Source organism: Rhizobium sp. YIM 134829, assembly GCF_046546455.1.
The window spans coordinates 18,194-43,212 of the sequence record NZ_JBKHKI010000004.1; the positions used below are offsets into that span (position 1 = coordinate 18,194).

Below are 25,019 nucleotides of genomic sequence, written 5' to 3' on the forward strand. Positions count from 1 at the left end.
TCTGAGCGTCCCGTGCAAACCTCGTTGTGGATCGATCCTCGTATTCCCCCCATTACTTCCTATAACGACGTTTGCAGAGGAATCGAAAATCGGGAGCTTCTCCAAGCTTTGCGATCGATGTGCCGGTCGAACGGCAACACGTCGCCGTTCTCGAGACGGTCCCGAACAGCGAGGTGCAGTTCGATCGCCTGCTGGGGAAACGCAAGTCACCGGAATCATTCTCATCGACCTTGCGGTGCCTGCCACTCGTTTTGCCCTCCGCCTTCTCCTCGGCGGCCCTCCGCTGAGCTTCGGCCTAGCGTGTTTCAAACCGAGCAACGTTATCCTTCAAAGTCTGGGTTCGGACGCGTCGCTTCCCCCTGCCTACCACCGTGAGTTTGAAGTGGTTTACAGTTACGGCGCTATCGTTCACCGTTACCGAACAGTCTCCCGAGAGGCTGCGGTAGGGTTCCAGCCCGGTGACCCGCGGCTTTTCAATGCTCGGAGGGGACGACGCAACACGACAGCGCCGATTGCCCTAATCAGGGCATGTAAGGAGAAAGGTCCAAACCTTCCGGAAGAGGCAAAGCCGTCAAAACTTCTAGCTCCTCGCGCTTAAGTTTCTTGGCGCCATAATTATCCGAAACACTCTTGAGCGCGTGGCCGGTTTGAAGGTCATGCGTTCTCTGGTCGATCTTAGCGACCCGCATGATGTCTTTCGCGGTGTGCCGGCTGGAATGGAACGTCGACTCGATCTCCTTGTGTATCCCGACAGTCTTCAACTGCCCATTCAGGCGCTTCGAGGCGGCATCTGCAGGCCGCTTCACCGCTTCCTTGCCGTGATGAAACGCCCACGGGAATATCCAGCCGTCTATGGGAAAGGTTTTCACGTAATCGATGAAGCCGGCGTCGACGATTGCCTGGTGGATCGCAATGATCCGTCGGCTGGATTTGTTCTTGATGCGACGCGCTACGGGCAGACCCTCGCCCCCTGCCAGGTCGGTCGTTAGGTCTAGAACCCAATACCCGCCTTCGACCTGATAGACGTCCTTGCGTTGGAGCCGAATGAGTTCACCGATGCGAGCCCCGGTTACCGTGCCGAGCAATGGAAGCCATTTGTTGTCCCCACGGTCCTCGTTCGCCGCATGAGCAAACCACTTATTCAACTCCGAAACCGCGAACGGGAGGCGATCGGTGGACCCACGCGCGTCCGCGGATATGCGCACGGCAACATTAGCAAGTGGCGACGGAAAACCATTATTAGCGCACATGTCATGGAAGATCATGTTTAACGGTGACATGTAGTTGGTCTCGATGGTTTTGCCCGTCAGTGTCTTATGGCGCTTCGCGGGCGGCAGACTGCCATTGTGCTTGACCGCCTCAACTTGCGTCATGCCCCGAAACTCGGGCTTGACGCTATAGCTAGCGGGGACGTGCGCCAGCATGTTGGCGAATAGCTGGAAATCCAAGTATCGGTACTTGTTGATGGGATGATCGCCTGCGAAGGCGATGAAATCCTTGATCCGATTATAGTCGGTGTCGACCTTCTTTGGATCGATACCGAGACCACCGCGAACGTTGATCCACTCTTCCAGTGCTACAGACAGTAGCGGACCAGGATGACCGCCGTCGAGCACGAGTTCGACCGATTTGCTAAGGTGTGCGATCTTGTTAGAAATCGCCTCAAGTTGCGGCAGCAGGGCATTCGCGGCAGGACCGTTCACACCACTCCCCCGCTGTAGCGTCTCGATAACCGCGGCCTGGGTGTCAATGTAAGATGCGTAGACGGCGTTGACCTCGCGCTTGAATGCGATATCGCGTTCAATGGCTTCAAACTTCGACCGGTTCTGTTGTTCCTCCATCTGTGCCTTGTGGAGTTGTTCCTGCTTTTCGATCACCTGATCGGTGACCTCGGCGATCTCTCGGGCGTCCTCCATCAAGTTTTGGATGTGGGCTTTCAGTTCCGCGATGATGGCATCCCGCGGGTCATGATTTTCTTCCATACATTTGCCCCTCGTCCTGAGAGCATCGAGAAATAGTCGGTCCAAATGACCGACAAGTAAACGAGCGGTAGACGCTGCCTGGCGCGCGGGAAGCCTGCCGAGATGAACACGAATGGGTGATGCACCGAGTATCGGAACGAGGTCCTTTGGAACTCGTCGCTGGAAACGATAACCGTTGCTTCTGCGTGTGAGGTACATTGAGAGCCCGGGTACAAGTGTGGGTACAAACCCAAACGAGAGCTTCGGATTTCTCAACAGATTCAAATTGGTTACAAGTGGCGGAGAGGGGGGGATTCGAACCCCCGATGGGCTTGCACCCATGCCGCATTTCGAGTGCGGTGCATTCAACCACTCTGCCACCTCTCCGCGGGGCTGGTCGGCGCGTGTTCGGCGCGAGGCGGTTCATAGCGGCAGAGGGCGGGGATGGCAAGGGCGATTTTGGGTGAATTCCTCCCATCTTCGCGCCAAAACAGGGCTTTGACCTTGACAGGCGGGGAGGGCTCGCGTATCGGGCGCGACTGGAAAAGTGCGGCGCTCTCTGTGTCGCTCTGGCGCGTCATGCGCTCCTTCGCCGGCGGGCTTGCCCGCCATCCCGACTGACAAAAAGACGGCCGGACTTCGCTGCCTGGATTTTACCAGTCGGCAGGGCCAGAGCCGGACCGAACAGACAAGGACAAGACATGTTCGCAGTCATCAAGACCGGCGGTAAGCAGTACCGCGTCGCCGCCAACGACGTCATCACCATCGAAAAGCTCGATGGCGTTGAGGGCGACAAGATCGAATTCACCGAAATCCTCATGGTCGGCGTCGGCGCCGATGCATCGATCGGCGCCCCCTTCGTGGCCGGCGCTTCGGTCAGCGCAGAGGTTGTCGGCCAGGGCCGCGCCAAGAAGGTCATCTCCTTCAAGAAGCGCCGCCGCCAGAACTCCAAGCGCTCGCGCGGCCATCGCCAGCATCAGACGACCGTCCGTATCCTGGACATCGTCGGCGCCGGCAAGTCCGCCGCATCCGAAGCCAAGTAAGACCGATCGAGTTAAAGGAGAACACTCATGGCACATAAGAAAGCCGGCGGTTCGTCGCGCAACGGTCGCGATTCCGAATCCAAGCGCCTCGGCGTGAAGAAGTTTGGCGGCGAAGCCGTCATTCCAGGCAACATCATCCTGCGCCAGCGCGGGACGAAGTGGCATCCGGGCGCCAATGTCGGCCTCGGCCGCGACCATACGATCTTCGCCCTCACGGCAGGCAATGTGGACTTCCGCACGAAGGCCAATGGCCGCGTGTTCGTGTCCGTTCTGCCGAAAGCCGAAGCAGCGGAATAAGCCGGTAGCGCTCTAAAACAGCCGGCGTCTCATCGACCCGGCTGGCGCACACCGCTTTGCCAGGATCAGGCCCAAGGGCCAGGATCGACAAGGGGAGATGGGGCAAGACCCACCTCCCCTTTTTCGCATCTTGAAAGGATCCGACAATGCAAAGCGAATTGATGAGGGAAGACCAGTCCCGGTCTTTCCACGAGCGGCAGAGGCCGCAGCGGCAAGAGCCGTTGCCCTTGATGCCCCGGTCAGGCCGGGCAGAGGCACAAGACGTGGTCGGGCGCGGCGCCCTCGACAGGCGGAGCGATTGCCCGATCCTGCTCTCCTCGCGCCTCGTTCTGCGCGCGCCGCATATCGACGACGTCGACGCCCTTGCCCATCTTGCCAACAATGCGAATGTGGCGACCATGGTGTCGCGCATGCCGCATCCCTACACGGCGGCCGATGCCGCCGCCTTCGTGCGACGCACGGCCGAAGGCACGATTGGCAAGTGCGTCTACGCGATTACGAAAGCGGAGACGGGTGCCTTTCTGGGATGCTGCGGCGTGGAGGCGGAGCAGGATGCCGGCGCCGTCGAGCTCGGCTTCTGGCTCGGTGAGCCGCATTGGAATAAGGGCTATGCCACGGAAGCGGCGCAGACGCTGATCGACATGGCCTTCCGCACGCGCGAGATCGAGCGCATCGATGCCCGCTGCCGCGTGGTCAATGCCGCCTCGCGCCGGGTGCTGCAGAAGTGCGGCTTCCAGCTGCGGGGCTCGGGGCTGGTCGATTGCCTGGCGCTGGGCGGCATGGTGCCGGTCGAGCATTTCCATCTGGACCGCAAGACCTGGATCTCGCTGCGCAGCTGGGGAGGACGGCGATGAGCCTCGATCTTCTCGACCGGTGCGAAGCGGGGCAGGCGGCTTCGTCGCACCCCGGCGCTGCGGGCATCACCCCGCAGCCCATTGGGCTCGGGGCCTGCCCCACGCTGCAGACGGCGCGGCTGGTCCTCCGGCCGCATCAGGCCGGCGATGCCGAGGCGATCGCTGCTTCGCTCAGCGACTATGCGGTCGCCCGCATGCTCGCGCGCGTGCCCTTGCCATTCCATGTCGCGGATGCGCGCGACTGGCTGGCGACGCTTCCCAGGCAGCGTGGCTGGGCGCTCGCGGTGACGCGGGAGGCGACGCATGTGGGCTGCGTGCATCTGGAGCTGCGTCATGGCCGCTATCACCTCGGCTATTGGCTCAACCGGGCAGTGTGGGGACAGGGCATAGGCGGGGAGGCGGTGGCGGCGGCGCTTGCGGCCTTCCGCATCGCCCTGCCGGAGGCGGTGGTTCACTCCGGCGTCTTTGCCGACAATCCTGCCTCGCTGGCGCTGCAGGCGCGGCTCGGCTTCGCGGTGACCGGCTGCGCGGATGTCTATTCCCGGGCGCGGGGACGGATGGTGACCCATCTCGAAACGCGGCTCGACCCGGCGGCTTGCGCCTGACACGAGATCGACCCGGCTGCGCCTGCGGCCGGGTCGGCGAAACCCGCCTGCGCGCGAAGCGCCGGCGGCCGATCAATTGCTTTGACCTGACCCGGCAGCGCCTATATCGAGGACGCATATCCGGCAAAGGCGACAACGACAGACGGCAGGACGATGAAATTTCTCGATGAGGCCAAGGTCTATATCCGCTCCGGCGACGGGGGCGCCGGCGCGGTGTCCTTCCGGCGCGAGAAGTTCATCGAGTTCGGCGGGCCCGATGGCGGCGATGGCGGCCGCGGCGGCGATGTCTGGGTCGAGGCCGTCAACGGGCTGAACACGCTGATCGACTTCCGCTTCCAGCAGCATTTCAAGGCCGGCACCGGCATTCACGGCATGGGCCGCAACCGCACCGGCGCGGGCGGCGGCGATGTGACCCTGAAGGTGCCGGTCGGCACGCAGATCTTCGAAGAAGACCAGGAAACCCTGATCGTCGACATGATCGCCGAGGGCCAGAGGTTCCGGCTCGCCGCCGGCGGCAATGGCGGCTTCGGCAATGCCCATTTCAAGTCCTCGACCAATCAGGCGCCGAGCTGGGCCAATCCGGGCCTCGAAGGCGAGGAAAAGACCATCTGGCTGCGGCTGAAGCTGATCGCCGATGCCGGTCTCGTCGGCCTTCCCAATGCCGGCAAGTCCACCTTCCTCGCCACCTGCACCCGCGCCCGGCCGAAGATCGCCAACTATCCCTTCACGACGCTGCATCCCAATCTCGGCGTCGCCACCATCGACGGGCGTGAATTTATCCTGGCGGATATTCCCGGGCTGATCGAAGGCGCGCATGAGGGCACCGGGCTCGGCGACCGGTTCCTCGGCCATGTCGAGCGCACGCGCGTGCTGCTGCATCTCGTCTCCGCCCAGGAGGAGGATGTCGCCAAGGCCTACCGCACGGTCAAGACCGAGCTCGAGGCCTATGGCGGCGAGCTCATCGACAAGACCGAGATCGTCGCGCTCTCGCAGATCGATACGCTCGATCCCGACACGCTGAAGGCCAAGCTCAAGGCGCTCAAAAAGGCGAGCGGCAGCACGCCGCTCGCCATCTCCGCCGTTGTCGGCACGGGCATGACCGAGGTTCTGAGGGCCCTGCGCGATATCATCGTCACCGCCCGAGCGGAGGGAGACGACGCCCGATGAGCACCGGCCGTGGCCTGAAGGCGCTGGACAAGCACAAGCGCGTCGTCGTCAAGATCGGCTCGGCGCTCCTGGTCGATCGCGCCTCCGGGCTGAAGGCCGACTGGCTCGATGCGGTCTGCGCCGATATTGCGGCGCTCAAAGCCGCGGGCGTCGAGGTGCTCGTCGTTTCCTCCGGCGCCATCGCGCTCGGTCGGACGGTGCTGAAACTGCCGGCGGGAGTGCTGAAGCTCGAGGAAAGCCAGGCGGCCGCGGCTGTCGGACAGATATCCCTTGCCCGCGCCTGGTCGGAAAGCCTGTCGCGCGACGGGATCGTCGCCGGCCAGATCCTCCTGACGCTGGGCGATACGGAGGAGCGGCGCCGCTATCTCAATGCGCGCGCCACCATCAGCCAGTTGATGAAGATGGGCGCCATCCCGATCATCAACGAAAACGATACGGTGGCGACCAGCGAAATCCGTTATGGCGATAATGACCGGCTGGCGGCCCGCGTCGCCACCATGACCGGCGCCGACCTGCTCGTTCTGCTCTCCGATATCGACGGTCTCTACACAGCACCGCCCCATCTCGACCCTGAGGCGCAGTTCCTGCCGACCATCCCAGCTATCACGCCGGAGATCGAGGCCATGGCGGGGGGTGCTGCCTCAGAGCTTTCGCGCGGCGGCATGCGCACCAAGATCGATGCCGGAAAGATCGCCACCGGCGCCGGCTGCGCCATGATCATCGCATCGGGCAAGCGCCTGCATCCGCTGAAAGCGATCGGCGAGGGGGCGCGCTTCTCCTGGTTTGCGCCCTCGGCCATGCCGGTGACGGCCCGCAAGACCTGGATCGCGGGACAGCTCCTGCCGGCGGGCAGCGTGCGGATCGATCCCGGCGCTGAGACCGCGCTGCGCTCGGGCAAGAGCCTGCTGCCGGCCGGCGTGCGGGAGGTGACCGGTTCGTTCAGCCGGGGGGATACGATCGCGATCATCGGCGCCGCGGGCCGCGAGATCGCCCGGGGCCTCGCCTGTTATGATGCGGACGAGGCACGCCAGATCGCGGGGCGGAAATCGGCGGAGATCGCCGCCATTCTCGGCTATGCAGGCCGCTCCGCCATGGTGCATCGGGGCGATATGGTTCTGACCGGGGGTGCGGCAAGCGCCGGCCCCGCGTCGGCAGGGGAGACGGAGAGGAGCGACGCCCATGCTTGAGGATGCGCGCAAGAAAGAAATCCAGGAGCTGATGACCACGATCGGCCGCCAGGCGCGCGAGGCGGCCCGTCCGCTCGCCGTGGCCGCGCCGGCACAGAAGGAACAGGCCCTGCGCGCCATGGCCGCGGCCATTCTCGCCCGCAAGGCCGAGATCCTCGCCGCCAATGCGCTCGATCTCGAGGCGGCGCGGGAAACCGGTGTGGCCAGTTCCTTTCTCGACCGGCTGACGCTGACGGAGGCGCGGGTCGCCGACATGGCGAGAGCGATCGAGGAAATTGCAGGCCTGCCGGATCCGGTCGGCACCGTCATTGCCGCCTGGGAGCGGCCGAACGGGCTGAAGATCGAGCGCGTGCGCACGCCGCTCGGCGTCATCGGCGTGATCTATGAGAGCCGGCCGAATGTCACCGCCGATGCCGGCGCGCTCTGCCTCAAGGCCGGCAATGCCGTAATTCTGCGCGGCGGGTCCGACAGTCTGAATTCGTCCCGCGCGATCCATGCCTGCCTGGTCGAGGGCCTGCGCGCCGCCGGCTTGCCGGACCATGCGATTCAGATGGTGCCGGTTGCCGATCGCGGTGCCGTCGGTGCCATGCTGAGCGGCCTCAATGGCGCGATCGACGTCATCGTGCCGCGCGGCGGCAAGAGCCTTGTTGCCCGCGTGCAGGCGGAAGCACGCGTACCGGTCTTCGCGCATCTGGAAGGTCTCTGCCATGTCTATGTCGACGCCTCCGCCGATCTCGACATGGCGATCAAGGTCGTCGTCAACGCCAAGATGCGGCGCACCGGCGTCTGCGGCTCGGCCGAGACCCTGTTGATCGACCGCAACGATGCCGGCCGTCTGGTCACCCCGCTGATCGCGGCGCTGATCGGTGCAGGCTGCGAGGTGCGGGCGTCCGAGGATGTGCGGGCCATCGTACCCGGTCTGATCGCCGCGACCGAAGAGGACTGGGCGACCGAATATCTGGACGCCATTATCGCCGTCACCCTGGTCGATGGCATTTCCGGCGCCATCGCCCATATCTCCCGCTGGTCCTCGGCCCATACCGAGGCGATCATTGCCGAGGACGAGGCGGCGGTCGCGCGCTTCTTCACCGAGATCGACTCGGCCATCCTTCTGCACAATGCCTCGACGCAGTTCGCCGATGGCGGCGAGTTCGGCATGGGCGGGGAGATCGGGATTGCCACAGGCAAGATGCATGCGCGGGGACCGGTCGGCGTCGAGCAGCTGACCTCCTTCAACTACCGCGTCCGCGGCACCGGCCAGGTCCGGCCGTAACGGTGGATCTCACAGAGGGCGTCGCGGCACAGTACCTGAGAATGCCGCATGTGGAGCCCGGCATGCGGGTGGGGCTGTTCGGCGGCTCTTTCAACCCGCCCCATCTCGGTCATGCGCTGGTGGCGGACCTCGCACTCCAGCGCCTCGGCCTCGACCAGCTCTGGTGGATAGTCACTCCCGGCAATCCCTTGAAGAGCCGTCGCGAGCTGGCGCCGCTCGCCGAACGGATCGCGCTCAGCGAGGCGATCGCGCCGGGCCCCCGCATCCGCGTGACCGCCTTCGAGGCATCGCTCGGCCAGAGCTATACGGCGCAGACGCTCGACCGAATCAAGGCCCGCAATCCGGCGATCCGGTTCGTCTGGATCATGGGCGCTGACAATCTGCGCGACTTCCATCGCTGGCAGCGCTGGCAGCATATCGCCTGCACCTTCCCGATCGCGGTCATCGACCGGCCGGGCGCAACGCTTGCCTATCTCTCCTCCAAGATGGCGAAGACCTTCGACTATGCGCGCGTCGACGAGGACCATGCCCGGGCGCTTGCCAGCCGCAAGGCGCCCGCCTGGACCTTCATCCACGGTCCGCGTTCCGCCTTGAGCTCGACGGCCCTGCGGACAGCCCGCCGACGTTAGAGGCCGCCTGCAGCCAAGGCTTGTGCATGGCTTGCGAAGATTTCGATCAACGTCTTGAAACCTTAACGCCCTGATGCCTACATTGTCTTTGGGTCCATGCTCTTCCATGGCCCCTGGTTGTCCGATCTTGGAAAGGGAAAACTCTGACAACACTCCACGCCAAGGGAAATGTTACACGCATCTTCCCGAAAGGCACGGACCGTAGCGACGACGCTGCGTCCCGCGTCCTTCAATTGGTCCTCGACAGCCTCGAGGACTCGAAGGCAGAAGATATCGTCACGATCGACATTGCCGGAAAATCGGCGCTGGGCGACTACATGGTGGTCGTGTCCGGGCGCTCGAACCGTCATGTCGCGGCGATCACCGATCATCTCGTTTCCGACCTCAAGGACGAAGGCTATGGCAATGCCCGCGTCGAGGGGCTGGAAGCGGCCGATTGGGTGCTGATCGACAGCGGCGATATCATCATCCACGTCTTCCGGCCGGAAATTCGCGAGTTCTACAACATCGAAAAGATGTGGGCCGCGCCGGATATGGAAGACGGAACGCGCCACTAATCTGGCGCATGTCCCCTTGAGGACGCTCTGCGCGGCTCTGACGGGCGTCAGGAGTCGATAACATCTCCTTGCGCCATCAGACCCTTCACATCCAGCGCGCGCCACGTGCGAGTCGATAGTGAAGCGGGTGAAACAACGCCGACGCGGGAGCGCGACCGTCAACTTCGCTTCACAGGTGCCGCCCTCTGGCGGATCTGCAGCGCAAGAGTGGGTGCGGACAGGCTCTTGGCATGACGCGCCGGTGCGTCCTCAACCGAGGTGCAGCCATGAAACTTTCCCTCTTTGCCGTCGGGCGGCTGAAGGCTGGCCCGGAAAAGGAGCTTGCGGCGCGCTATCTCGACCGCTTCGCCAAGGCTGGGCCGGCGATCGGGCTGGAATTTGGCCGCCTGATCGAGGTGAACGAGAGCCGCGCTTCATCCAGCGACAGCCGCAAGCGGGAAGAGGCGGCGCTGCTCGACAAGGCAATGGGCGAGGCGACCGCGCTCCTGCTTCTCGACGAGCGGGGCAAGCATCTGGATTCGCCCGCCTTCGCCGATCTCCTCGGCGGCTGGCGCGATGGCGGCAAGCGCGAGGTGATGGTGGCGATCGGCGGGGCGGATGGGCTCGATCCCGCCTTGCACGCCCGGGCAGACGCCGTGCTCTGCCTCGGCCGGCTGACCTGGCCGCATCAGCTGGTACGGATCCTGATCGCCGAACAGCTCTACCGTGCCGTGACCATCCTCTCCGGCCATCCCTACCACCGCGTCTGAACGAAACCCGAAGTCACGCTTTCGTCATTCTCGCCACGCCGGCCACGCCGCCGCCGCAATTGTGGCGACATCGATGGAAACCGGCCGCCGCCGGAAATAGACTTAAGCCTTGGACAAGGGGTGCGGCGGTAGAAGAGCGGGATGAGGATGTTGGTTGCGCGCGCAGGTGAGCGGGGGATGGCGAAGGACCGCCAACCCTTGAGCTTGCGCTCGCTGCGGCGAAGCCTGGTTCTCGCGAGCAGCCTGGCTTTAATCTCCATCGGCTGGTCCGCCATGTCCCTCGGAAAGCCGGCGCTGGCGCAGGACTCTGCCGGCCCGACGCCTGCCGCCCCGGCGGCCACCCCCTCCGATCCAGCCGCCCGCCTGCAGCAGCAGCGGGACAATACGCGCATCGAGCTCGATGCGCTGTCGCGCACCATCACCTTGTCGCAGGATCGCGCTCAGGCGCTGGAAACCGAGATCGCCGAGATCGACAAGACCAATAGCGAGCTGCGCGCCGCGCTGATCGACTCGGCGGACAAGCGCAAGGCGCTGGAACAGAAGATTTCCGATGGCGAGCAGCGGTTGACGGCGCTGCGCGCGCAGCAGGATGCCGTCCATGCCTCGCTGCGCACCCGACGTGGGGTGCTGGCCGAGGTTCTGGCTGCATTGCAGCGCATGGGACGCAACCCGCCGCCGGCGCTTCTCGTGACGCCCGACGATGCGCTGGCCTCGGTGCGCAGCGCCATCCTGCTCGGTGCCGTCGTGCCCGGCATTCGCCAGGAAACCCACAAGCTCGCCGTTGACCTTCAGGCACTGGCCGATCTCAGCCGCGACATCACCGACGAGAAACAGGCGCTCGGCACCGCCATGGCCGGTCGGCTGGAAGAAGAGCAGCGCATGCGGCTCCTGATGGCCGAGAAGGACAAGCTGAAGGGCGAGAATGCCGAGGCGCTGCTCGCCGAGCGCCGCAAGGCCGAACAACTTGCCGGACAGGCGACCAGCCTCCAGGGCCTGATCGGCAGCCTGGAGCTGCAGATCGGTTCGGTGCGAGCTGCGGCGGAGGCAGCCCGCGCGGAAGAGGCCGAACGGCAGCGCATGTCGGAGGCCGAGCGAGAGGCGGCGCGGCAACTGGCCGAACAGGCGGTGCCCGACAAAAACCGCATTGCCCCGGCATATGCCTTTTCAGACCTGCAGAAGAAGCTATCGCTTCCCGCCGCCGGGTCGGTGCTCGCCCGATTCGGCGATGAGGACGGCACGGGGCATTCTCTTCAGGGCATGATGCTCGGCACAGATGCCGGTGCCCTGGTCACCGCGCCGGCGGATGGATGGATCGTCTTCGCAGGGGCATTCCGCAGCTATGGACAAATGGTCATTCTCAACCCTGGCAACGGCTATCATGTTGTTTTGTCTGGCATGAGCGAGGTCAGCGTCCAGCAGGGACAATTCGTCGTGGCCGGCGAACCGTTGGGCGCCATGGGGGCGAAGAGAGTGGCGAGTGCGGCTGCATTGGCGCTGGAAACCGATCGGCCGACGCTTTACATTGAATTTAGAAAAGACGGTAAACCGGTCGATTCCCGACCCTGGTGGACCGCATCAGACACCGGAAAGGTACGAAATGATTCGTAGGGCTTCACTTGTTCTGGTCGGGGCATTGCTGGGGGCGACCGCTATGTCCGTCGTCTACACCGCTGCCGTGCCGGCCGTCGCCGCCAATCCGTCGACCTATCGTGAGTTGTCGATCTTTGGCGACGTCTTCGAGCGCGTCCGCGCCCAATATGTGACGCCCCCGCAGGACGACAAGCTGATCGAGAATGCGATCAACGGCATGCTCTCCTCGCTCGACCCGCATTCGAGCTACATGAATGCGACCGATGCCGAGGATATGCGCACCCAGACCAAGGGTGAATTCGGCGGCCTCGGCATCGAGGTGACGATGGAGAACGACCTCGTCAAGGTGACGAGCCCGATCGACGATACGCCTGCTGCCCGCGCTGGCGTGCTGGCCGGCGATTACATTTCCAAGATCGACGGCCAGGACGTGCGCGGCCTGAAACTCGAAGAAGCGGTCGACAAGATGCGCGGCGCGGTCGGCAAGCCCATCAAGCTGACGCTGTTGCGCAAGGGCGCCGAGAAGCCGATCGAGCTGACGATCGTGCGCGACATCATTGCTGTCCGTGCCGTCAAGTTCCGCACCGAGGGGGATGTCGGCTATCTGCGTGTCATCTCCTTCACCGAGAAAACCTTCGACGACCTGAAGAACGGCATCGAGAAGATCAAGGCTGAGGTGCCGGCCGACAAGCTGAAGGGCTATGTTCTCGACCTGCGCCTTAATCCGGGCGGCCTGCTCGACCAGGCGATCAATGTCTCCGACGCCTTCCTGCAGCAGGGCGAGGTGGTCTCCACCCGCGGCCGCAATGCCGACGAGACCCGCCGCTTCAACGCCACCCCCGGCGATCTGACCGATGGCAAGCCTGTCATCGTGCTTGTCAATGGCGGCTCCGCCTCGGCCTCGGAAATCGTCGCCGGCGCCCTGCAGGATCTCAAGCGCGCCACGGTGCTCGGCACCCGGTCCTTCGGCAAGGGCTCCGTCCAGACGATCATCCCGCTCGGCGAAGCCGGCGCGCTGCGTCTGACGACGGCGCTCTATTACACGCCGTCCGGCAAGTCGATCCAAGGCACCGGCATCACGCCGGACATCAAGGTCGAACAGCCGCTGCCGCCGGAACTGCTCGGCAAGGTGGAATCGACCAGCGAATCCAGCCTGCGCGGCCATATCCAGGGCCAGAACGAGACCGAAGAAGGCTCGGGTTCCGTCGCCTATGTCCCGCCGGAAGCCAAGGACGACATCCAGCTCAACTACGCGCTCGACCTCTTGCGCGGCAAGAAGAGCGACCCGGCCTTCCCCGCCACCCAGAAGAAGGCAGAGCTGACGCCGTAAGGCTTACGCGACGGGAGAAATTTCGAAGGGCTGCTCCAGTGGGGCGGCCCTTCTGTCATTCGGGGTACAGGTCTACCGCAAGAAGACCCCCTCTGGCCTGCCGGCCATCTCCCCCACAAGGGGGAGACCGCGAGGCTGGCCGCTTGTCTATTCCGGCCCGTTCTAGCGATCAGCCAAAACTATGAATTTCGGTTGTCAGGCGTGGCAAAGGGGGCTCGATCGCGTGCCCCACCTTTTCTCCCGCCTCATGGGTGAGATGGCCGGGAGGCTAGAGGGGATTTGCTGTCGCGCGGGTCTTTTGAGGCAAGCGGAGCGGCAGCTCGTTAACGCACCCTTGTCACCGAAAACCCTTCCTTCCGCAAAAGCTCCACCACGCCCTCCTCGCCCGGCAGATGCAGGGCGCCGATGGCCATGAAGGCGTTGCCTTCGTTGAGGATCGGTGCCGCGCGGCTGGCCATGACATGGTTGCGATCGGTGACGATGCGCTGTTCGAAGGCAACCGAATCGGCGGTATCGTCCTGGCCCTGATCCAGCGCGACCTGGTTCATCAGCGGCATGACTGCACCGGTGCGCCCCTGAAGATAGAGATCGGTGGTCGTGGTCATCACGTCATCCGCCAGGCTGCCGAGCTTGATCGTCTCGACCAGCGAGGCGACATGGAAGGAGATCGGCAGGGCGTTGATTGCCTCCAGCTGCTCGACCAGCGTTTCCAGCCCCTTCAGCCGTTTGCCCTCGGCAAGCGCCCGCTTGGCGAGCGTCTGGTCGAGGAAGGTGGCGCCCTCCTGCTTGCGGCGCATCTCGCAAGCCGGAAGCGCAACGAAGCCGGCGATCATCCATGGCTTCATCCGCGCGACCAGGCCAAGCGGCACGCCGCGCGCCTTGAGCCCCGCTTCCAGAGTTGCCTTGTCGTCAGCGCTAAGGAAATCGTCGAGGCTCTTGCCATCCGTGAACATGGAGAGATCCGGTCGCGAGAGCATGGCGGCGGAAGCCTTGGTTTCGTCGGCGATCTCATCCGACTCGACGATGATCGTTCCCGCCTTGTCATAGGCTTCGGCCGCCCCTTTCGGCATGGCGAGCACGCGCGGATCGGTGACATGCATGGTGCCGAGCAGATAGGATGGCGCGACGCCCGGCTTGTCGATTCGCCACAACAGCCCCTCGCCGTTGACGATCTTCGCGGCCTCGCGATCAAGCGCGGCACGCTTTTCCGGCGCGCTGGTCTGCCAGCGTGTCAGCAGGTTTTCCCCGGCGCAGGCGCCGGCCTCTTCGGCACGTGCCAGGCTGGCGGAGAGGAGGGCGGCCGATAGCAGGCCGAGAAGGACCAGGGGCAGGAGTGCCGCGAGGCCGAGGACAAGCCTTGCCAGCCGGTCGATCAATGAGGGCGGGGCGGGCAGGCGAAGCTGAGCAATTTCGGACATCGGTCCTCCGGCATGGGCGCGGAGTACCCTAGAGGCGCGACTTCACCGGGACATTAAGGTGGATGGTTAACAGATCGCGAGCAGGCGAAAGCCTCATGCGCGTGGGTGGGCGCGGTCGTAGATGTCCAGGAGGCGGGCAGCGTCGACGCCGGTATAGACCTGGGTGGTCGAAAGGCTGGCATGGCCGAGCAGTTCCTGGATGGTTCTGAGGTCGCCGCCGCCTGCCAGCAGATGAGTGGCAAAGGAGTGGCGCAGGGCATGCGGCGTCGCCGAATCGGGCAGGCCAAGCGCACCGCGCAGCCGCTGCATCTCGCGCTGGATGATGGCCGGCTGCAGGACCCCGCCCTTGGCACCGCGAAAGAGCGGCGCGCTCGCCTCGATAACATAGGGGCAGAGCGCCTGATAGGTGCGGACCGCGGCCCGCGCCGGCTCGATCAGCGGCACGATCCGGGTCTTGTTTCCCTTGCCGGTGACGCGCAGCGCCGTCGGATCACCGGCCATATCCTCCGGAGTCACGGCGAGCGCCTCCGAGATGCGCAGGCCGCAACCGTAGAGCAGGGTCAGCACCGCGGCATTGCGGGCGGCGACCCAGGGCTCCTCGGCCAGCTGCGCATCGCCATCGACCACGGCCAGCGCGTCGCGGTCGGTCAAGGGTTTCGGTAGGCTCTTCGGCTGCTTGGGCGAGCGGACGGCAGCGGCCCCGGCCGCATTGACCAGGCCGTGCCGCTCCAGATGGCGCAAGAAGGAGCGCAAACCGGCAAGGCCGCGACCGAGCGTACGGGCGCCGGCACCGTCCCGCCGGCGTGCTGCCAGAAAGCCGCGGAAATCGGCGGGCCGCAAGGTGCGGATGTCGCTGAGCCGGGCCGGGCCGGCCAAATGCTGGGTGAGAAAGGTCAGGAACTGGCGCGAATCACGCTCGTAGGCTTCGATGGTCTTGTCCGAAAGACGCCGTTCCGTCGCGAGCGCTGTCAGCCAATGTTGGCGCTCCGCCAAAAGGGCCGGGTCGGCAATCACCAGAAGTTCGTTCACCGCTCTCGTCCTTCCGCTGCAGAGTGCACAAATTGCCGGGGATGCCTTGTCATTTCGCTAACGCCCTTGGAAATCGTCATCCTTCGATCATATTGAACTGCAATAGCTTATGATGTCTGGACGGTGGGACGAAGATGGCAAGACGCGGCTCGGCAGGCGGTTTGACACAATTCGCAGAGGCGGTCTCCCTTCTTTCCCATGGCCAGCCGGGCCATATCGTCGACACGCTAATCGCCGAGCGCGGCCAGCGCATTGTCGGCCATCCGCTTTGGCCGATCATGCGCCCCGTGCTTTACTCGATCCTGAACTACCGCAAGGCGATCGAATTCGCCGATACGGTGGCGCAGCTTCCCTGCTTCCAGGCCTTCCAATATCTCAGCGAGACGCTTTCGCTCGATATCCGCGTTCGCCATGAAGAGCGGATTCCAAAAAGCGGCGGCTTTCTGCTCGTCTCCAACCATCCGACAGGCATTGCCGATGGCGTGGCGATGTTCGACCTTCTGAAGACGCGCCGGCCGGATATGATGGTTTTTGCCAATCGTGATGCGATCCGCGTCAATCCCCGCTTCGTCGACATGATCATCCCCGTCGAATGGCGCGAGGAACACAAGAGCAAGCTGAAGGCGCGCGAGACGCTGAAATTGACCAATCATGCGATCTCGGAGGGCAAGGCGACCATTCTCTTTCCCTCCGGCCGCATCGCCTACTGGGCGGATGGCCGCCTGAACGAGCGGCCCTGGAAGACCTCGGCCGTCGGCTTTGCCCGAAAATACAATCTGCCGGTCCTGCCGGTGCATATGACGGCCCGCAATTCCGGCCTCTTCTACTGGCTCGCCCAGTGGTCGACGGAATTGCGTGACATGACCGTCTTCCACGAACTCCTGAACAAGAAGGGCAACGCCTTCGAGTTCACCATCGGCAACCTCATTCCGCCGGAGGCGCTCGACGGCGACCCGGTCGAGGTGACCCGGGCGCTCGAGCATCACACGGTGACCGAGCTTGCCGCGGATGGCGATGCGGCGTTCGGGTCCTCCGCCTCGCGGGAGCCGGCACACGGCGCCGTGCGGAAGACTTCGGCCCATCCGCTTCAGGCTGGTCTCTAAGCCACGGACGCTGTTGTGCTCCTGCGGTGCACGACGTCCTGACGGTAAGCCGGACACGACGCCTGGAAATGCGTGTCCGCTCGATGGTGCGTGACGTCTTTCCTCTTGCCTTTCCGCGCTCCGCCGGTACCACGGGAACGAGGCGGGCTTTGGGATCTTCTCGGCAATGAGCATCACGACGGCGGTACTTCTTTTCCTCGCAGGCTTCCTGTCGAGCGCGGTCAATGCCGTGGCCGGTGGCGGCACCTTCCTGACCTTCGGGGCCATGACGCTTGCCGGCCTGCCGCCGATCGTTGCCAATGCCACCTCGTCCATCGTGCAATTTCCGGGCTATGTCACCTCGGCGCTTGCCTATCGGCGTGAACTCGCGGCGGAGACGCGGATCGCCACCCTGCTCGGCCTCCTCTCGCTGGCGGGCGGCCTCCTCGGCGCGTTGACGCTGCTCTCGCTCTCCAACCCGTCCTTCCGCGCCATGGTGCCCTGGCTGCTGCTCGGCGCCACCGTGCTCTTCGCCGCCGGACCGCTGCTGAAGCCCAAGGCGCAGGCCCACGACGCACCGCTCACCCTTGCCGGCATGGCGGCGCAGTTCGTGGTGGCCATCTATGGTGGCTTCTTCGGCGCGGGCATGGGCATCATGATGCTTGCGGTGCTCGGCCTTACTGTCGGCGGCGGCTATCACCGCATGAATGCGATCAAGAACCTGTTGGCCGTGGTCATCGCCTTCATCGCCATCCTGGTCTTCTCGCTCGGCGGCGTGGTGGGCTGGGCGGAGGCGGCGGTGATGATCCCGGGTGGCGCACTTGGCGGCTATAGCGGCGTCTGGCTGGCGCGCCGCGTCCCCTCCGCCATCATCCGCGCCTTCGTTGTCTCGGTCGGGCTGCTGCTCGCCTTCTATTACTTCGTGACCGGCTGAGACGAGAGCAGGTCCGGGCGCCTTTCCGCCGTCAGCCGCTCGGCCTCGCTCCGCCGCCAGGCCTCGATCGCCCCATGATGGCCAGAGGTGAGCACGGTGGGGATCTCGCGGCCCTCGAAGCTCTGCGGCCGCGTGTAATGCGGATGTTCGAGCAGGCCGCCCTCGAAGCTCTCATGCACGCCCGAGAGTGCATTGCCCATCACCCCCGGCAGGATGCGCACGACTGCATCGAGCAGCGTCAGCGCCGCCGGCTCCCCGCCGGAGAGGATGTAATCGCCGATCGAGACTTCCTCGAGATCACGCGCGTCGATGACCCGCTGGTCCACGCCTTCGAACCGGCCGCAGACAATGACGACGCCCGGCCCGGCGCTGAGTGCGCGCACGCGCGCCTGGGTCAAGGGCCGGCCGCGCGGGCTCATGAGCAGGCGGGGACGGGTGTCGTCGGTCGCCACATGGTCGATCGCCCGGGCCAGCACATCCGGACGGAGCACCATACCGGCCCCGCCGCCCGCCGGCGTGTCGTCGACCGTGCGATGGCGATCCTCGGCAAAGTCACGGATCTGCAAGGCATCGAGCGACCAATCGCCCCGCGCGAGTGCCTTGCCGGCCAGCGAATGGCCGAGATGGCCGGGGAACATTTCCGGATAGAGGGTCAGAACCGTGGCGCGAAAGCCCGGGATACCGACGGAATCGGCAGCCATCTCAGTTCTGGTCCGGCTTCGGCCGCTTGCCCGGCTTGCCGCCCTTGGCACTCGGGCCGTTTGCGCCAAAGGGGCTTTCCTCCTTGTCATCCACCAGGCCTGCGGCCAGGGGATCGACGAGCAAGGTGCCGGCTTCGAGATCGATCTCCAGCACCGACCATTCGGTGAAGGGGATCAGCACGGGCCTGCGGCCCGGGCCTTTCAGCTCCAGAAGATCACCGGCACCGAAGTCGAACACGCCGGTGACCGTGCCATAGCTCTTGCCAGCGCCGTCCAGCGCCTCGAGCCCTTCGAGATCGGCATAGAAGAATTCGTCCTCGTCGAGATCGTCGTCCGGCAGATTCTCCCGCTCGATGAACAGGTCGAGCCCATTCAGCGCCTCAGCCGCCGTCCGGTCGTTGATGCCGCGGAAGCGCACGATGATCACCGACTTGGCGCTGCGCACCTCCAGCACCTCGAAGACCCGGCCGTCTTCGGCATGCAGATGGCCGTAATCCCCGATAGCCTCCGGCTCGGCAGCAAAACTCTTCACGCGCACCTCGCCGCGCAAACCCTGCGCTGCGCCGATGGTGCCCATGAGGACGGGGTTCTTGAGCTTAAGAGGGCCAGCCGACATGGCGCTTGATATCCGTATGCCAGAGAAGTTCGGGCGCGAGGCGCTTCATGGCGGACTCGATCAGAAAGTTCTTGAGCCCAGCGATCCGTGCATGGTCCCGCGGGTATGCAGTCTCTCTTGCCTGATATCAAGATAAAGGGTCAACGGAATTCCGGTTCGCAGACTGAGCGGGTATTGCACCGTCGACGAGCATCACGGACCTTGGCCGGCCCGATAAAGAAACAGCCCCCGCACGAATGCGAGGGCTGCATGATACCCGCCTACGAGTCTGCCAGATAGGTTCTCAATTAGGACGACCTATCTTTCGACCAAGCGCAGCTTATTCGGCAGCAGCGGCAGCGGCGTCTTCGGCCTTCTGGCGGGCCTCGGCGGCGCGTTCCTGGGCCTTCTTGCCCGGCTTGGCCTTGATCGGGTTGCTGCGGGCTTCGCGCTGAGCGATGCCGGCTTCGTTCAGGAAGCGCAGGACGCGGTCGGTCGGCATGGCGCCGTTGGCGAGCCAATGCTGGATGCGCTCATTGTTGAGCTCGACGCGCTTGGCGTCTTCCTTCGGCAGCATCGGGTTCCAGGAACCAACCTTTTCCAGGAAACGGCCGTCGCGCGGCGAGCGGGCGTCGGCGATGACGATCTGGTAGAAGGGGCGCTTCTTGGAACCGCCGCGGGCGAGACGAATTTTCAGTGCCATGTCATAACTCCTTTGAATGCTTGGCGTGCCGCGCGAGTGCGGCCTGAGTTTCAGGTGTCGATGCCGTCAATCTTTCAGATCGGCGGCGATGTCTTCGTGGTGCCGGATCACTTCCTTGATGATGAAGTTCAGGAACTTCTCGGCAAAATCCGGATCCAGATTGGCGTCCTTCGCCAGCCGGCGCAGGCGGTCGATCTGGAATTCTTCCCGCGCCGGATCGGCCGGGGGCAGGTCATGCTTGGCCTTCAGCACGCCGACGGCCTTGGTGCAGCGGAAGCGCTCGGCCAGCATATGGACGAGCGCCGCATCGATATTGTCGATCGATTGGCGATAGCCGGACAGCTCGGCCTTGACGGCGGGTTCGATCATGGCGTGAACGCTCACTTCTTCTTCGGCAAGCCCGGGAGACCGGGCAGGCCCCCAAGCCCGGGCAGCTTCGGACCGCCTAGGCCCGGCAGCCCGCCCATTCCGCCAGGAAGCCCCTTGCCGAGCCCGGAGGCTTCCGCCTGGCGGGCCAGCGCTTCAAGCTCCTTCGGGTCCATCTTGGAGAGATCGGGCATGCCGCCCATTCCACCCATGCCGCCGAGCCCCATCTTGCCAGCAAGGCCGCCCATCATCTGCTTCATCATGCCGCCGCCCTTCTTGCCGCCCATGGCCTTCATCATGTCGGCCATCTGGCGGTGCATCTTGAGCAGCTTGTTGATATCGGCGGCATCCGTGCCGGAGCCGGCGGCGATGCGCTTCTTGCGGGAATGCTTGAGAAGGTCGGGATTGGTGCGCTCCGCCTTCGTCATCGAGGAGATGATGGCGAGCTGGCGCTTGAACATCCGGTCGTCCATGCCGGCGGCCGCCAGCTTGTCCTTCATGCCCGACATGCCGGGCATCAAGCCCATGATGCCGCCCATGCCGCCCATTTTCTGCATCTGCTTCAGCTGGTCGGCGAGGTCGTTCAGGTCGAACTTGCCCGACTTCATCTTGGCGGCCATGGCCGCCGCCTTCTCCGCGTCGATGTTCTCGGCGGCCTTCTCGACGAGGCTGACGATATCGCCCATGCCGAGAATGCGATCGGCAACGCGGCGCGGATGGAACTCGTCGAGCTCCGACATCTTCTCGCCGACGCCGATCAGCTTGATCGGCTTGCCGGTGACGGCGCGCATCGAAAGCGCCGCGCCGCCGCGGCCGTCGCCATCCATGCGGGTGAGGACAAGACCGGTAATGCCGACGCGCTCGTCGAAATTGCGGGCGAGATTGACGGCGTCCTGGCCGGTCAGCGCATCGGCGACCAGCAGGATCTCATGCGGATTGGACTTCCGCTTGATCTCCGCCATCTCGAGCATCAGCGGCTCGTCGATATGGGTGCGGCCGGCAGTGTCGAGGATGACGACGTCGTGGCCGCCGAGGCGGGCGGCCTGGACGGCGCGCGCGGCGATATCGGTCGGCGACTGGCCGGCGATGATCGGCAGCGTGTCGACGCCGGTCTGGGCGCCGAGCTGGCGCAGCTGCTCCTGCGCGGCCGGGCGGCGCGTGTCGAGCGAGGCCATCAGGACCTTCTTCTTCTCGCGCGTCGTCAGCCGGTTGGCGATCTTGCCAGTGGTGGTGGTCTTGCCCGAGCCCTGCAGGCCGACCATCATGATGACGACCGGCGCGGGAGCGTTGAGGTCGATGGAGACCCCGGTAGCGCCCAGCATCTCGACCAGCTCGTCATGGACGATCTTGACGACCATCTGCCCGGGCTTGATCGATTTCAGCACTTCCGCGCCGACCGCCTTCTCTCGCACCCGGTCGGTAAATCCGCGCACCACTTCCAACGCCACGTCGGCTTCCAGCAGCGCACGGCGCACTTCGCGCAGCGCCGCCGAGACATCGGCTTCCGACAGCGCGCCGCGGCCGGTCAATCCGTTGAGGATCGACCCAAGGCGGTCCTGGAGACTTTCAAACATCGGCTCTTCCTTCTCGTTTCAAGCGGCGTGCCCGAAACGTGGGTGCGATGGGGACGAATGCAAGGCGCAACGCATGAGCACACCCGAGGGCGCATCGCGCTGTCGGATGTTGACCTCCGGGCTCTCTTTATACCTTGCGGGTCCCGGTCGGCGGCTCGAGCATGTCGTTCTCGTCGCAGATGGGCGGGCTTAAACAGGATGAAGGCCGGAAAGTCAAGCTTCCGCGGGCGCCGCGCGGCTGATCGTCCCGTTTCGCCCGTGACGCGGATGTGTCTTGAACAGGCGGACGCCGGCGTGCTTAGTCAGTCGGCTGCAACCCAGCAGCCGGATCCAGTGTTTGACGATGAAGCGCAGACGTTTTCTCAAATGGTCGCTGGTCGGCGCGCTCGCCGCGCTCGGCGGCGGCGTGGCGGCGAGGAGCAGCATGGCGGCCAACCGATATTATCATGGGCCGGTTTCCGACCATTTCGACGGAACGCGCTTCTTCAACCCCAACGGCATCGAGCCGCGCGGCTTCCTCGACCTTTTGCGCTGGCAGTTCGGCGGCGGCAAGGCGCGCTGGCCGGACACCGTCGCGCCGCGCGTTCCCCCAGCCAAACCGGAGCCCGCCTTGGCCGGCAAGGAAATGCGAGTCACCATGGTCGGGCATGCGACCCTCTTGATCCAGGTCGCCGGCCTCAACATCCTCACCGATCCCGTCTGGTCGCAGCGCGCGAGCCCCGTTTCCTTCGCGGGACCGAAGCGCGTGGCCGCCCCCGGCATCGCCTTTCAGGACCTGCCGCCGATCCACATCGTGATCGTCACCCACAATCATTACGACCATCTCGACACCGATACGCTCACCCGCTTGCAGGCCGCTCATCGGCCGCATTTCGTGACGCCGCTCGGCAATGATGGGTTCATCCGCGGCGCCGCGCCGGAGGCGAGGATCACCGTGATGGACTGGGGTGACAAGGCCGAGGTGGCGGGCGCCGTCCTTCATTGCGAACCGGCGCATCACTGGTCGGCGCGCGGCACGGGCGATCGGCGCATGGCGCTCTGGGCGGCCTTCGTCATCGAAACCGAGGCCGGGCGCATCTACCATATCGGCGACACCGGCTTTCACCAGGGCATCAACTACCGGGCGGCGGCCGAGAAGCATGGCGGGTTCCGTCTCGCCATTCTGCCGATCGGCGCCTATGAGCCGCGCTGGTTCATGGAGGCCCAGCACCAGAATCCGGCGGATGCGGTGGAAGGCATGGGCCTTTGCCGCGCCGATTATGCCGTCGCGCACCACTTTGCGACCTTCCAGCTGACCAATGAGGCGATCGATGCGCCGGAACAGGCGCTGGCCCTGGCGCTGGCGGCAAAGGCGATCCCGCCCGAACGCTTTCCAGCGCTTCGGGCGGGTGAGGTCTTCGACGTGCCAATGGCCTAGGGCTTACTTCGCGCTGGCCGGGAAGGCCGGCAGGCGCGCAATCGAATCCGGATCATGCTGGATCACCAGCGTGGCCTTCAGGCTCTTGGCGATGCCGTCCAGGCGCTCCATCGAGGCGAGCGACTGCGCCCGATCGAAATTGAAGGCCGGCACGCCGCGGTTTTCCCGCTGCGCCTCGAAATGCACGACATCGCCGGAAAGCAGCACCGGTCCCGTCTCCTTCAACTTGACCAGCAGGCTGGTCTCGCCCGGCGTATGGCCGGGGGTGGACAGGATCGTCACGCTGCCATCGCCGAAGACGTCGCGGTCGCCCGTGACGGCATCGACCTTTGAGTCCCCCTCCAGCCAGGGCTTCAGGAATGCGGGATCGACGGCGAAGGGAAGCGGCGTCTGCTTGAACTGGGCAAGGTCGGCCGCCCCGATCATCAGGGTCGCCGCCGGAAAGCTCGCTGCCTGACCGACATGGTCGAAATGGTTGTGGCTGATGCCAAGCCGACCGATCTGATCCGGTTTGACGCCGATCTGGGCGAGCTGGTCGACCAGGCTGACTTTGAGCGTCGGCGAGAGCGGTGCCGCAGGATCGATCTTGGCACCGAGCAGGGCCGTCGGCAGGCCCGTATCCCAAAGCAGGTAATCGCTGCCATGGCGAATAAGATAGCAGCTGTCGGTCAGGACGCGGCTCTCGCCGGCATAGGCGAAGGTGTCGGAAAAGAAGGAAAGATCGCGAAAGGCGATCTCGCCGCAGTCGAGCCGCCAAAGTTCGAGATCGGCGGCCGGCGTCTGCGCGGACGCGCTGCCGGCAAGTCCGGTGACGAGCGAGAGGGCGAAGAGGGAGCGGACGATGGGGTTCATGAAAGGCCTCCTTGGATTGACCGACAGCCTTATGACGCGAACTCGGCCCTCGGCCGCGCCCGCCGCGATCGAGAATGAGCCCGAAACGCTCGCATCCTGTTTTTCCGGCAACGCAGCTTGCGCTATGGTCAGGTCATGACCACGAAAACTCTCTCCGAAATGACAGTTGATACGCCGCAGGCCGACCTGCGCCCGGTGCTGGTCGAGCGGCTGCGGACGATCCGGGCACCCGAGGGCACGAGGGGGCGCCACTCCCATGGCGGCAGCCTGTTTTCCCACTGCGCGCTGGATCGCGAGCGATTGGCATCCATCCGCCTCGAGGCGCCGCTGATCGGCATTCTCCTGCGCGGCCGCAAGGAGGTGTGGATCGGCGATCGGATGTCGCTCTTCCTCCCCGGGACGGTCTTCGTGCTGCCGGCCGGCGTGGAAATGGATGTCGTCAACATCCCGGCGGAAAACGCCGCCTACGAGTCGCTGATCCTGGAAGTGGCACGGCTCCCCGACGGCATCGCACCGCTCATCCCCTTTGACCAGAAGCCGGTGGCGCAGGTCGCGCAGGATCCCTTCATCATCCCGCTGACCCCGGACCTTGTCGACACGCTCGCCCATGCCGCCCGCGCGATCGCAAGCGCCGCGATCGAGGAGACCGTCGCGCGGGTGCGGCTGATCGAGGTGCTGACGGTGCTTCGTTCCGTTCCGGCCGCGGCACCGCTCTTCTCCATGTCGCTCGCCGATCAGGTGGCCTGGCTGATCCGCAGCGCGCCGGATGAGGACTGGAGCGTAGAGCGGCTCGCACGCAAGCTCGGAATTGGCGCCTCGACGCTCCGTCGGCGGCTAAGCGGCGCGGGACGACCCTTCCGCAGCATCCTGCGCACCGAACGCCTGACGGCGGCAGCGCAGGCGCTCTCGGCGGGAGCCTCGAGCATTGCGGCTGCGGAAGCGGCCGGCTATGCCTCGCGCTCTCACTTCGCCCGCCACTTCCGCGAGGATTACGGCGTGTCGCCCAAGGCACTGCGGACGGTGCGCTGACGCTGCGGCCGCCGCTTTGGCCCCAGCCGGCGCTACTGGTAATTCGACCATATTTCCGCCATATAGCCCGCACGCGC

The 25,019-nt window shown here is 64.9% G+C and carries 25 protein-coding genes, 1 tRNA gene and 1 pseudogene; 16 read left to right on the forward strand and 11 right to left on the reverse strand.

The features are described from left to right. Nucleotides 1-521: 521 nt before the first annotated feature. The 3 genes and pseudogenes from ACLE20_RS08910 to ACLE20_RS08920 all read right to left on the reverse strand — a co-directional run bounded on the left by ACLE20_RS08910 (nt 522) and on the right by ACLE20_RS08920 (nt 2,348). Nucleotides 522-1,982, reverse strand: coding sequence for a site-specific integrase (locus ACLE20_RS08910; protein WP_410940236.1), 1,461 nt, complete (start codon nt 1,980-1,982; stop codon nt 522-524). A gap of 36 nt (nt 1,983-2,018) precedes the next feature. Next, a pseudogene (locus ACLE20_RS08915) lies at nt 2,019-2,303 on the reverse strand (DUF6538 domain-containing protein); the annotation flags it as partial. After that, nucleotides 2,259-2,348: transfer RNA gene (locus ACLE20_RS08920), tRNA-Ser, on the reverse strand. The gene ACLE20_RS08920 and the pseudogene ACLE20_RS08915, both read right to left, overlap by 45 nt. 314 nt (nt 2,349-2,662) lie before the next feature. On the opposite strand from ACLE20_RS08920, the gene rplU reads away from it, so the two are divergent. The 12 genes from rplU (at nt 2,663) to ACLE20_RS08980 (ending at nt 13,242) form a co-directional block, all read left to right on the forward strand. Beyond that, nucleotides 2,663-3,004, forward strand: coding sequence for a 50S ribosomal protein L21 (rplU, locus tag ACLE20_RS08925; protein WP_323106607.1), 342 nt, complete (start codon nt 2,663-2,665; stop codon nt 3,002-3,004). A 27-nt stretch (nt 3,005-3,031) separates the two neighbouring features. Continuing rightward, complete coding sequence (rpmA, locus tag ACLE20_RS08930; protein ID WP_323106606.1) at nt 3,032-3,301, forward strand: 50S ribosomal protein L27; 270 nt, start codon at nt 3,032-3,034, stop codon at nt 3,299-3,301. A 146-nt stretch (nt 3,302-3,447) separates the two neighbouring features. Beyond that, nucleotides 3,448-4,155 (forward strand): GNAT family N-acetyltransferase, encoded by a 708-nt coding sequence (locus ACLE20_RS08935; protein ID WP_410939932.1) that lies wholly within the window; start codon nt 3,448-3,450, stop codon nt 4,153-4,155. After that, the gene (locus ACLE20_RS08940; RefSeq protein ID WP_410939933.1) at nt 4,152-4,760 is read left to right on the forward strand and encodes a GNAT family N-acetyltransferase; all 609 of its coding nucleotides are present in this window, start codon (nt 4,152-4,154) and stop codon (nt 4,758-4,760) included. The genes ACLE20_RS08935 and ACLE20_RS08940 overlap by 4 nt, the downstream gene beginning before the upstream one ends. A gap of 153 nt (nt 4,761-4,913) precedes the next feature. Then, entirely contained in the window at nt 4,914-5,927 is a 1,014-nt protein-coding gene (obgE, locus tag ACLE20_RS08945) for a GTPase ObgE (protein ID WP_410939934.1), read from the forward strand. After that, the gene (proB, locus tag ACLE20_RS08950) at nt 5,924-7,114 is read left to right on the forward strand and encodes a glutamate 5-kinase (RefSeq protein ID WP_410939935.1); all 1,191 of its coding nucleotides are present in this window, start codon (nt 5,924-5,926) and stop codon (nt 7,112-7,114) included. Before obgE ends, proB begins: the two co-directional genes overlap by 4 nt. Beyond that, nucleotides 7,107-8,387, forward strand: coding sequence for a glutamate-5-semialdehyde dehydrogenase (locus tag ACLE20_RS08955; protein ID WP_410939936.1), 1,281 nt, complete (start codon nt 7,107-7,109; stop codon nt 8,385-8,387). Before proB ends, ACLE20_RS08955 begins: the two co-directional genes overlap by 8 nt. A gap of 41 nt (nt 8,388-8,428) precedes the next feature. Then, a complete protein-coding gene (locus tag ACLE20_RS08960; protein WP_410940215.1) occupies nt 8,429-9,016 on the forward strand; it encodes a nicotinate-nucleotide adenylyltransferase in 588 nt (195 codons plus the stop codon). 113 nt (nt 9,017-9,129) lie between these two features. Beyond that, complete coding sequence (rsfS, locus tag ACLE20_RS08965; protein ID WP_410940216.1) at nt 9,130-9,573, forward strand: ribosome silencing factor; 444 nt, start codon at nt 9,130-9,132, stop codon at nt 9,571-9,573. A 266-nt stretch (nt 9,574-9,839) separates the two neighbouring features. Then, a complete protein-coding gene (gene rlmH, locus ACLE20_RS08970; protein ID WP_410939937.1) occupies nt 9,840-10,322 on the forward strand; it encodes a 23S rRNA (pseudouridine(1915)-N(3))-methyltransferase RlmH in 483 nt (160 codons plus the stop codon). Between the two features lie 273 nt (nt 10,323-10,595). Next, nucleotides 10,596-11,930 carry a murein hydrolase activator EnvC family protein gene (locus tag ACLE20_RS08975; protein ID WP_410939938.1) on the forward strand — a complete coding sequence of 445 codons (1,335 nt, stop codon included), beginning with the start codon at nt 10,596-10,598 and terminating at the stop codon, nt 11,928-11,930. Next, nucleotides 11,920-13,242 carry a S41 family peptidase gene (locus ACLE20_RS08980; RefSeq protein WP_410939939.1) on the forward strand — a complete coding sequence of 441 codons (1,323 nt, stop codon included), beginning with the start codon at nt 11,920-11,922 and terminating at the stop codon, nt 13,240-13,242. Before ACLE20_RS08975 ends, ACLE20_RS08980 begins: the two co-directional genes overlap by 11 nt. Nucleotides 13,243-13,565: 323 nt before the next feature. Here ACLE20_RS08980 and ACLE20_RS08985 read toward each other — a convergent pair whose 3' ends face one another. Further along, nucleotides 13,566-14,660, reverse strand: coding sequence for a TraB/GumN family protein (locus tag ACLE20_RS08985; RefSeq protein WP_410939940.1), 1,095 nt, complete (start codon nt 14,658-14,660; stop codon nt 13,566-13,568). 93 nt (nt 14,661-14,753) lie between these two features. Next, entirely contained in the window at nt 14,754-15,689 is a 936-nt protein-coding gene (locus tag ACLE20_RS08990) for a tyrosine recombinase XerC (protein WP_410939941.1), read from the reverse strand. 134 nt (nt 15,690-15,823) lie between these two features. On the opposite strand from ACLE20_RS08990, the gene ACLE20_RS08995 reads away from it, so the two are divergent. Both ACLE20_RS08995 and ACLE20_RS09000 read left to right on the forward strand, forming a co-directional pair. Next, a complete protein-coding gene (locus ACLE20_RS08995) occupies nt 15,824-16,792 on the forward strand; it encodes a GNAT family N-acetyltransferase (protein WP_410939942.1) in 969 nt (322 codons plus the stop codon). A gap of 166 nt (nt 16,793-16,958) precedes the next feature. Next, entirely contained in the window at nt 16,959-17,705 is a 747-nt protein-coding gene (locus ACLE20_RS09000; RefSeq protein WP_410939943.1) for a sulfite exporter TauE/SafE family protein, read from the forward strand. Here the strand turns inward: ACLE20_RS09000 and trmD are convergent. The 5 genes from trmD to ffh form a co-directional block, all read right to left on the reverse strand. After that, on the reverse strand, nt 17,687-18,406 hold the full coding sequence (trmD, locus tag ACLE20_RS09005; protein WP_410939944.1) for a tRNA (guanosine(37)-N1)-methyltransferase TrmD: 720 nt from the start codon (nt 18,404-18,406) through the stop codon (nt 17,687-17,689). The two genes, ACLE20_RS09000 and trmD, sit on opposite strands and share 19 nt — an antisense overlap. A 1-nt stretch (nt 18,407) precedes the next feature. Continuing rightward, a complete protein-coding gene (gene rimM / locus ACLE20_RS09010) occupies nt 18,408-19,022 on the reverse strand; it encodes a ribosome maturation factor RimM (RefSeq protein ID WP_410939945.1) in 615 nt (204 codons plus the stop codon). A gap of 319 nt (nt 19,023-19,341) precedes the next feature. Beyond that, nucleotides 19,342-19,704: a 30S ribosomal protein S16 gene (rpsP, locus tag ACLE20_RS09015; RefSeq protein ID WP_410939946.1), complete on the reverse strand. Its 363-nt coding sequence runs from the start codon at nt 19,702-19,704 to the stop codon at nt 19,342-19,344. 66 nt (nt 19,705-19,770) lie between these two features. Beyond that, nucleotides 19,771-20,073, reverse strand: coding sequence for a chorismate mutase (locus ACLE20_RS09020; RefSeq protein ID WP_410939947.1), 303 nt, complete (start codon nt 20,071-20,073; stop codon nt 19,771-19,773). An 11-nt stretch (nt 20,074-20,084) separates the two neighbouring features. Next, the gene (ffh, locus tag ACLE20_RS09025; protein WP_410939948.1) at nt 20,085-21,644 is read right to left on the reverse strand and encodes a signal recognition particle protein; all 1,560 of its coding nucleotides are present in this window, start codon (nt 21,642-21,644) and stop codon (nt 20,085-20,087) included. Nucleotides 21,645-22,068: 424 nt separating this feature from the next. On the opposite strand from ffh, the gene ACLE20_RS09030 reads away from it, so the two are divergent. Then, entirely contained in the window at nt 22,069-23,061 is a 993-nt protein-coding gene (locus ACLE20_RS09030) for an MBL fold metallo-hydrolase (RefSeq protein ID WP_410940217.1), read from the forward strand. A gap of 3 nt (nt 23,062-23,064) precedes the next feature. Here the strand turns inward: ACLE20_RS09030 and ACLE20_RS09035 are convergent, their stop codons facing one another. Next, nucleotides 23,065-23,913, reverse strand: coding sequence for an N-acyl homoserine lactonase family protein (locus ACLE20_RS09035; RefSeq protein ID WP_410939949.1), 849 nt, complete (start codon nt 23,911-23,913; stop codon nt 23,065-23,067). Between the two features lie 135 nt (nt 23,914-24,048). Here ACLE20_RS09035 and ACLE20_RS09040 point away from each other — a divergent pair, with 135 nt between their 5' ends. Continuing rightward, nucleotides 24,049-24,942: a helix-turn-helix domain-containing protein gene (locus ACLE20_RS09040; RefSeq protein ID WP_410939950.1), complete on the forward strand. Its 894-nt coding sequence runs from the start codon at nt 24,049-24,051 to the stop codon at nt 24,940-24,942. Nucleotides 24,943-25,019: the final 77 nt, after the last annotated feature.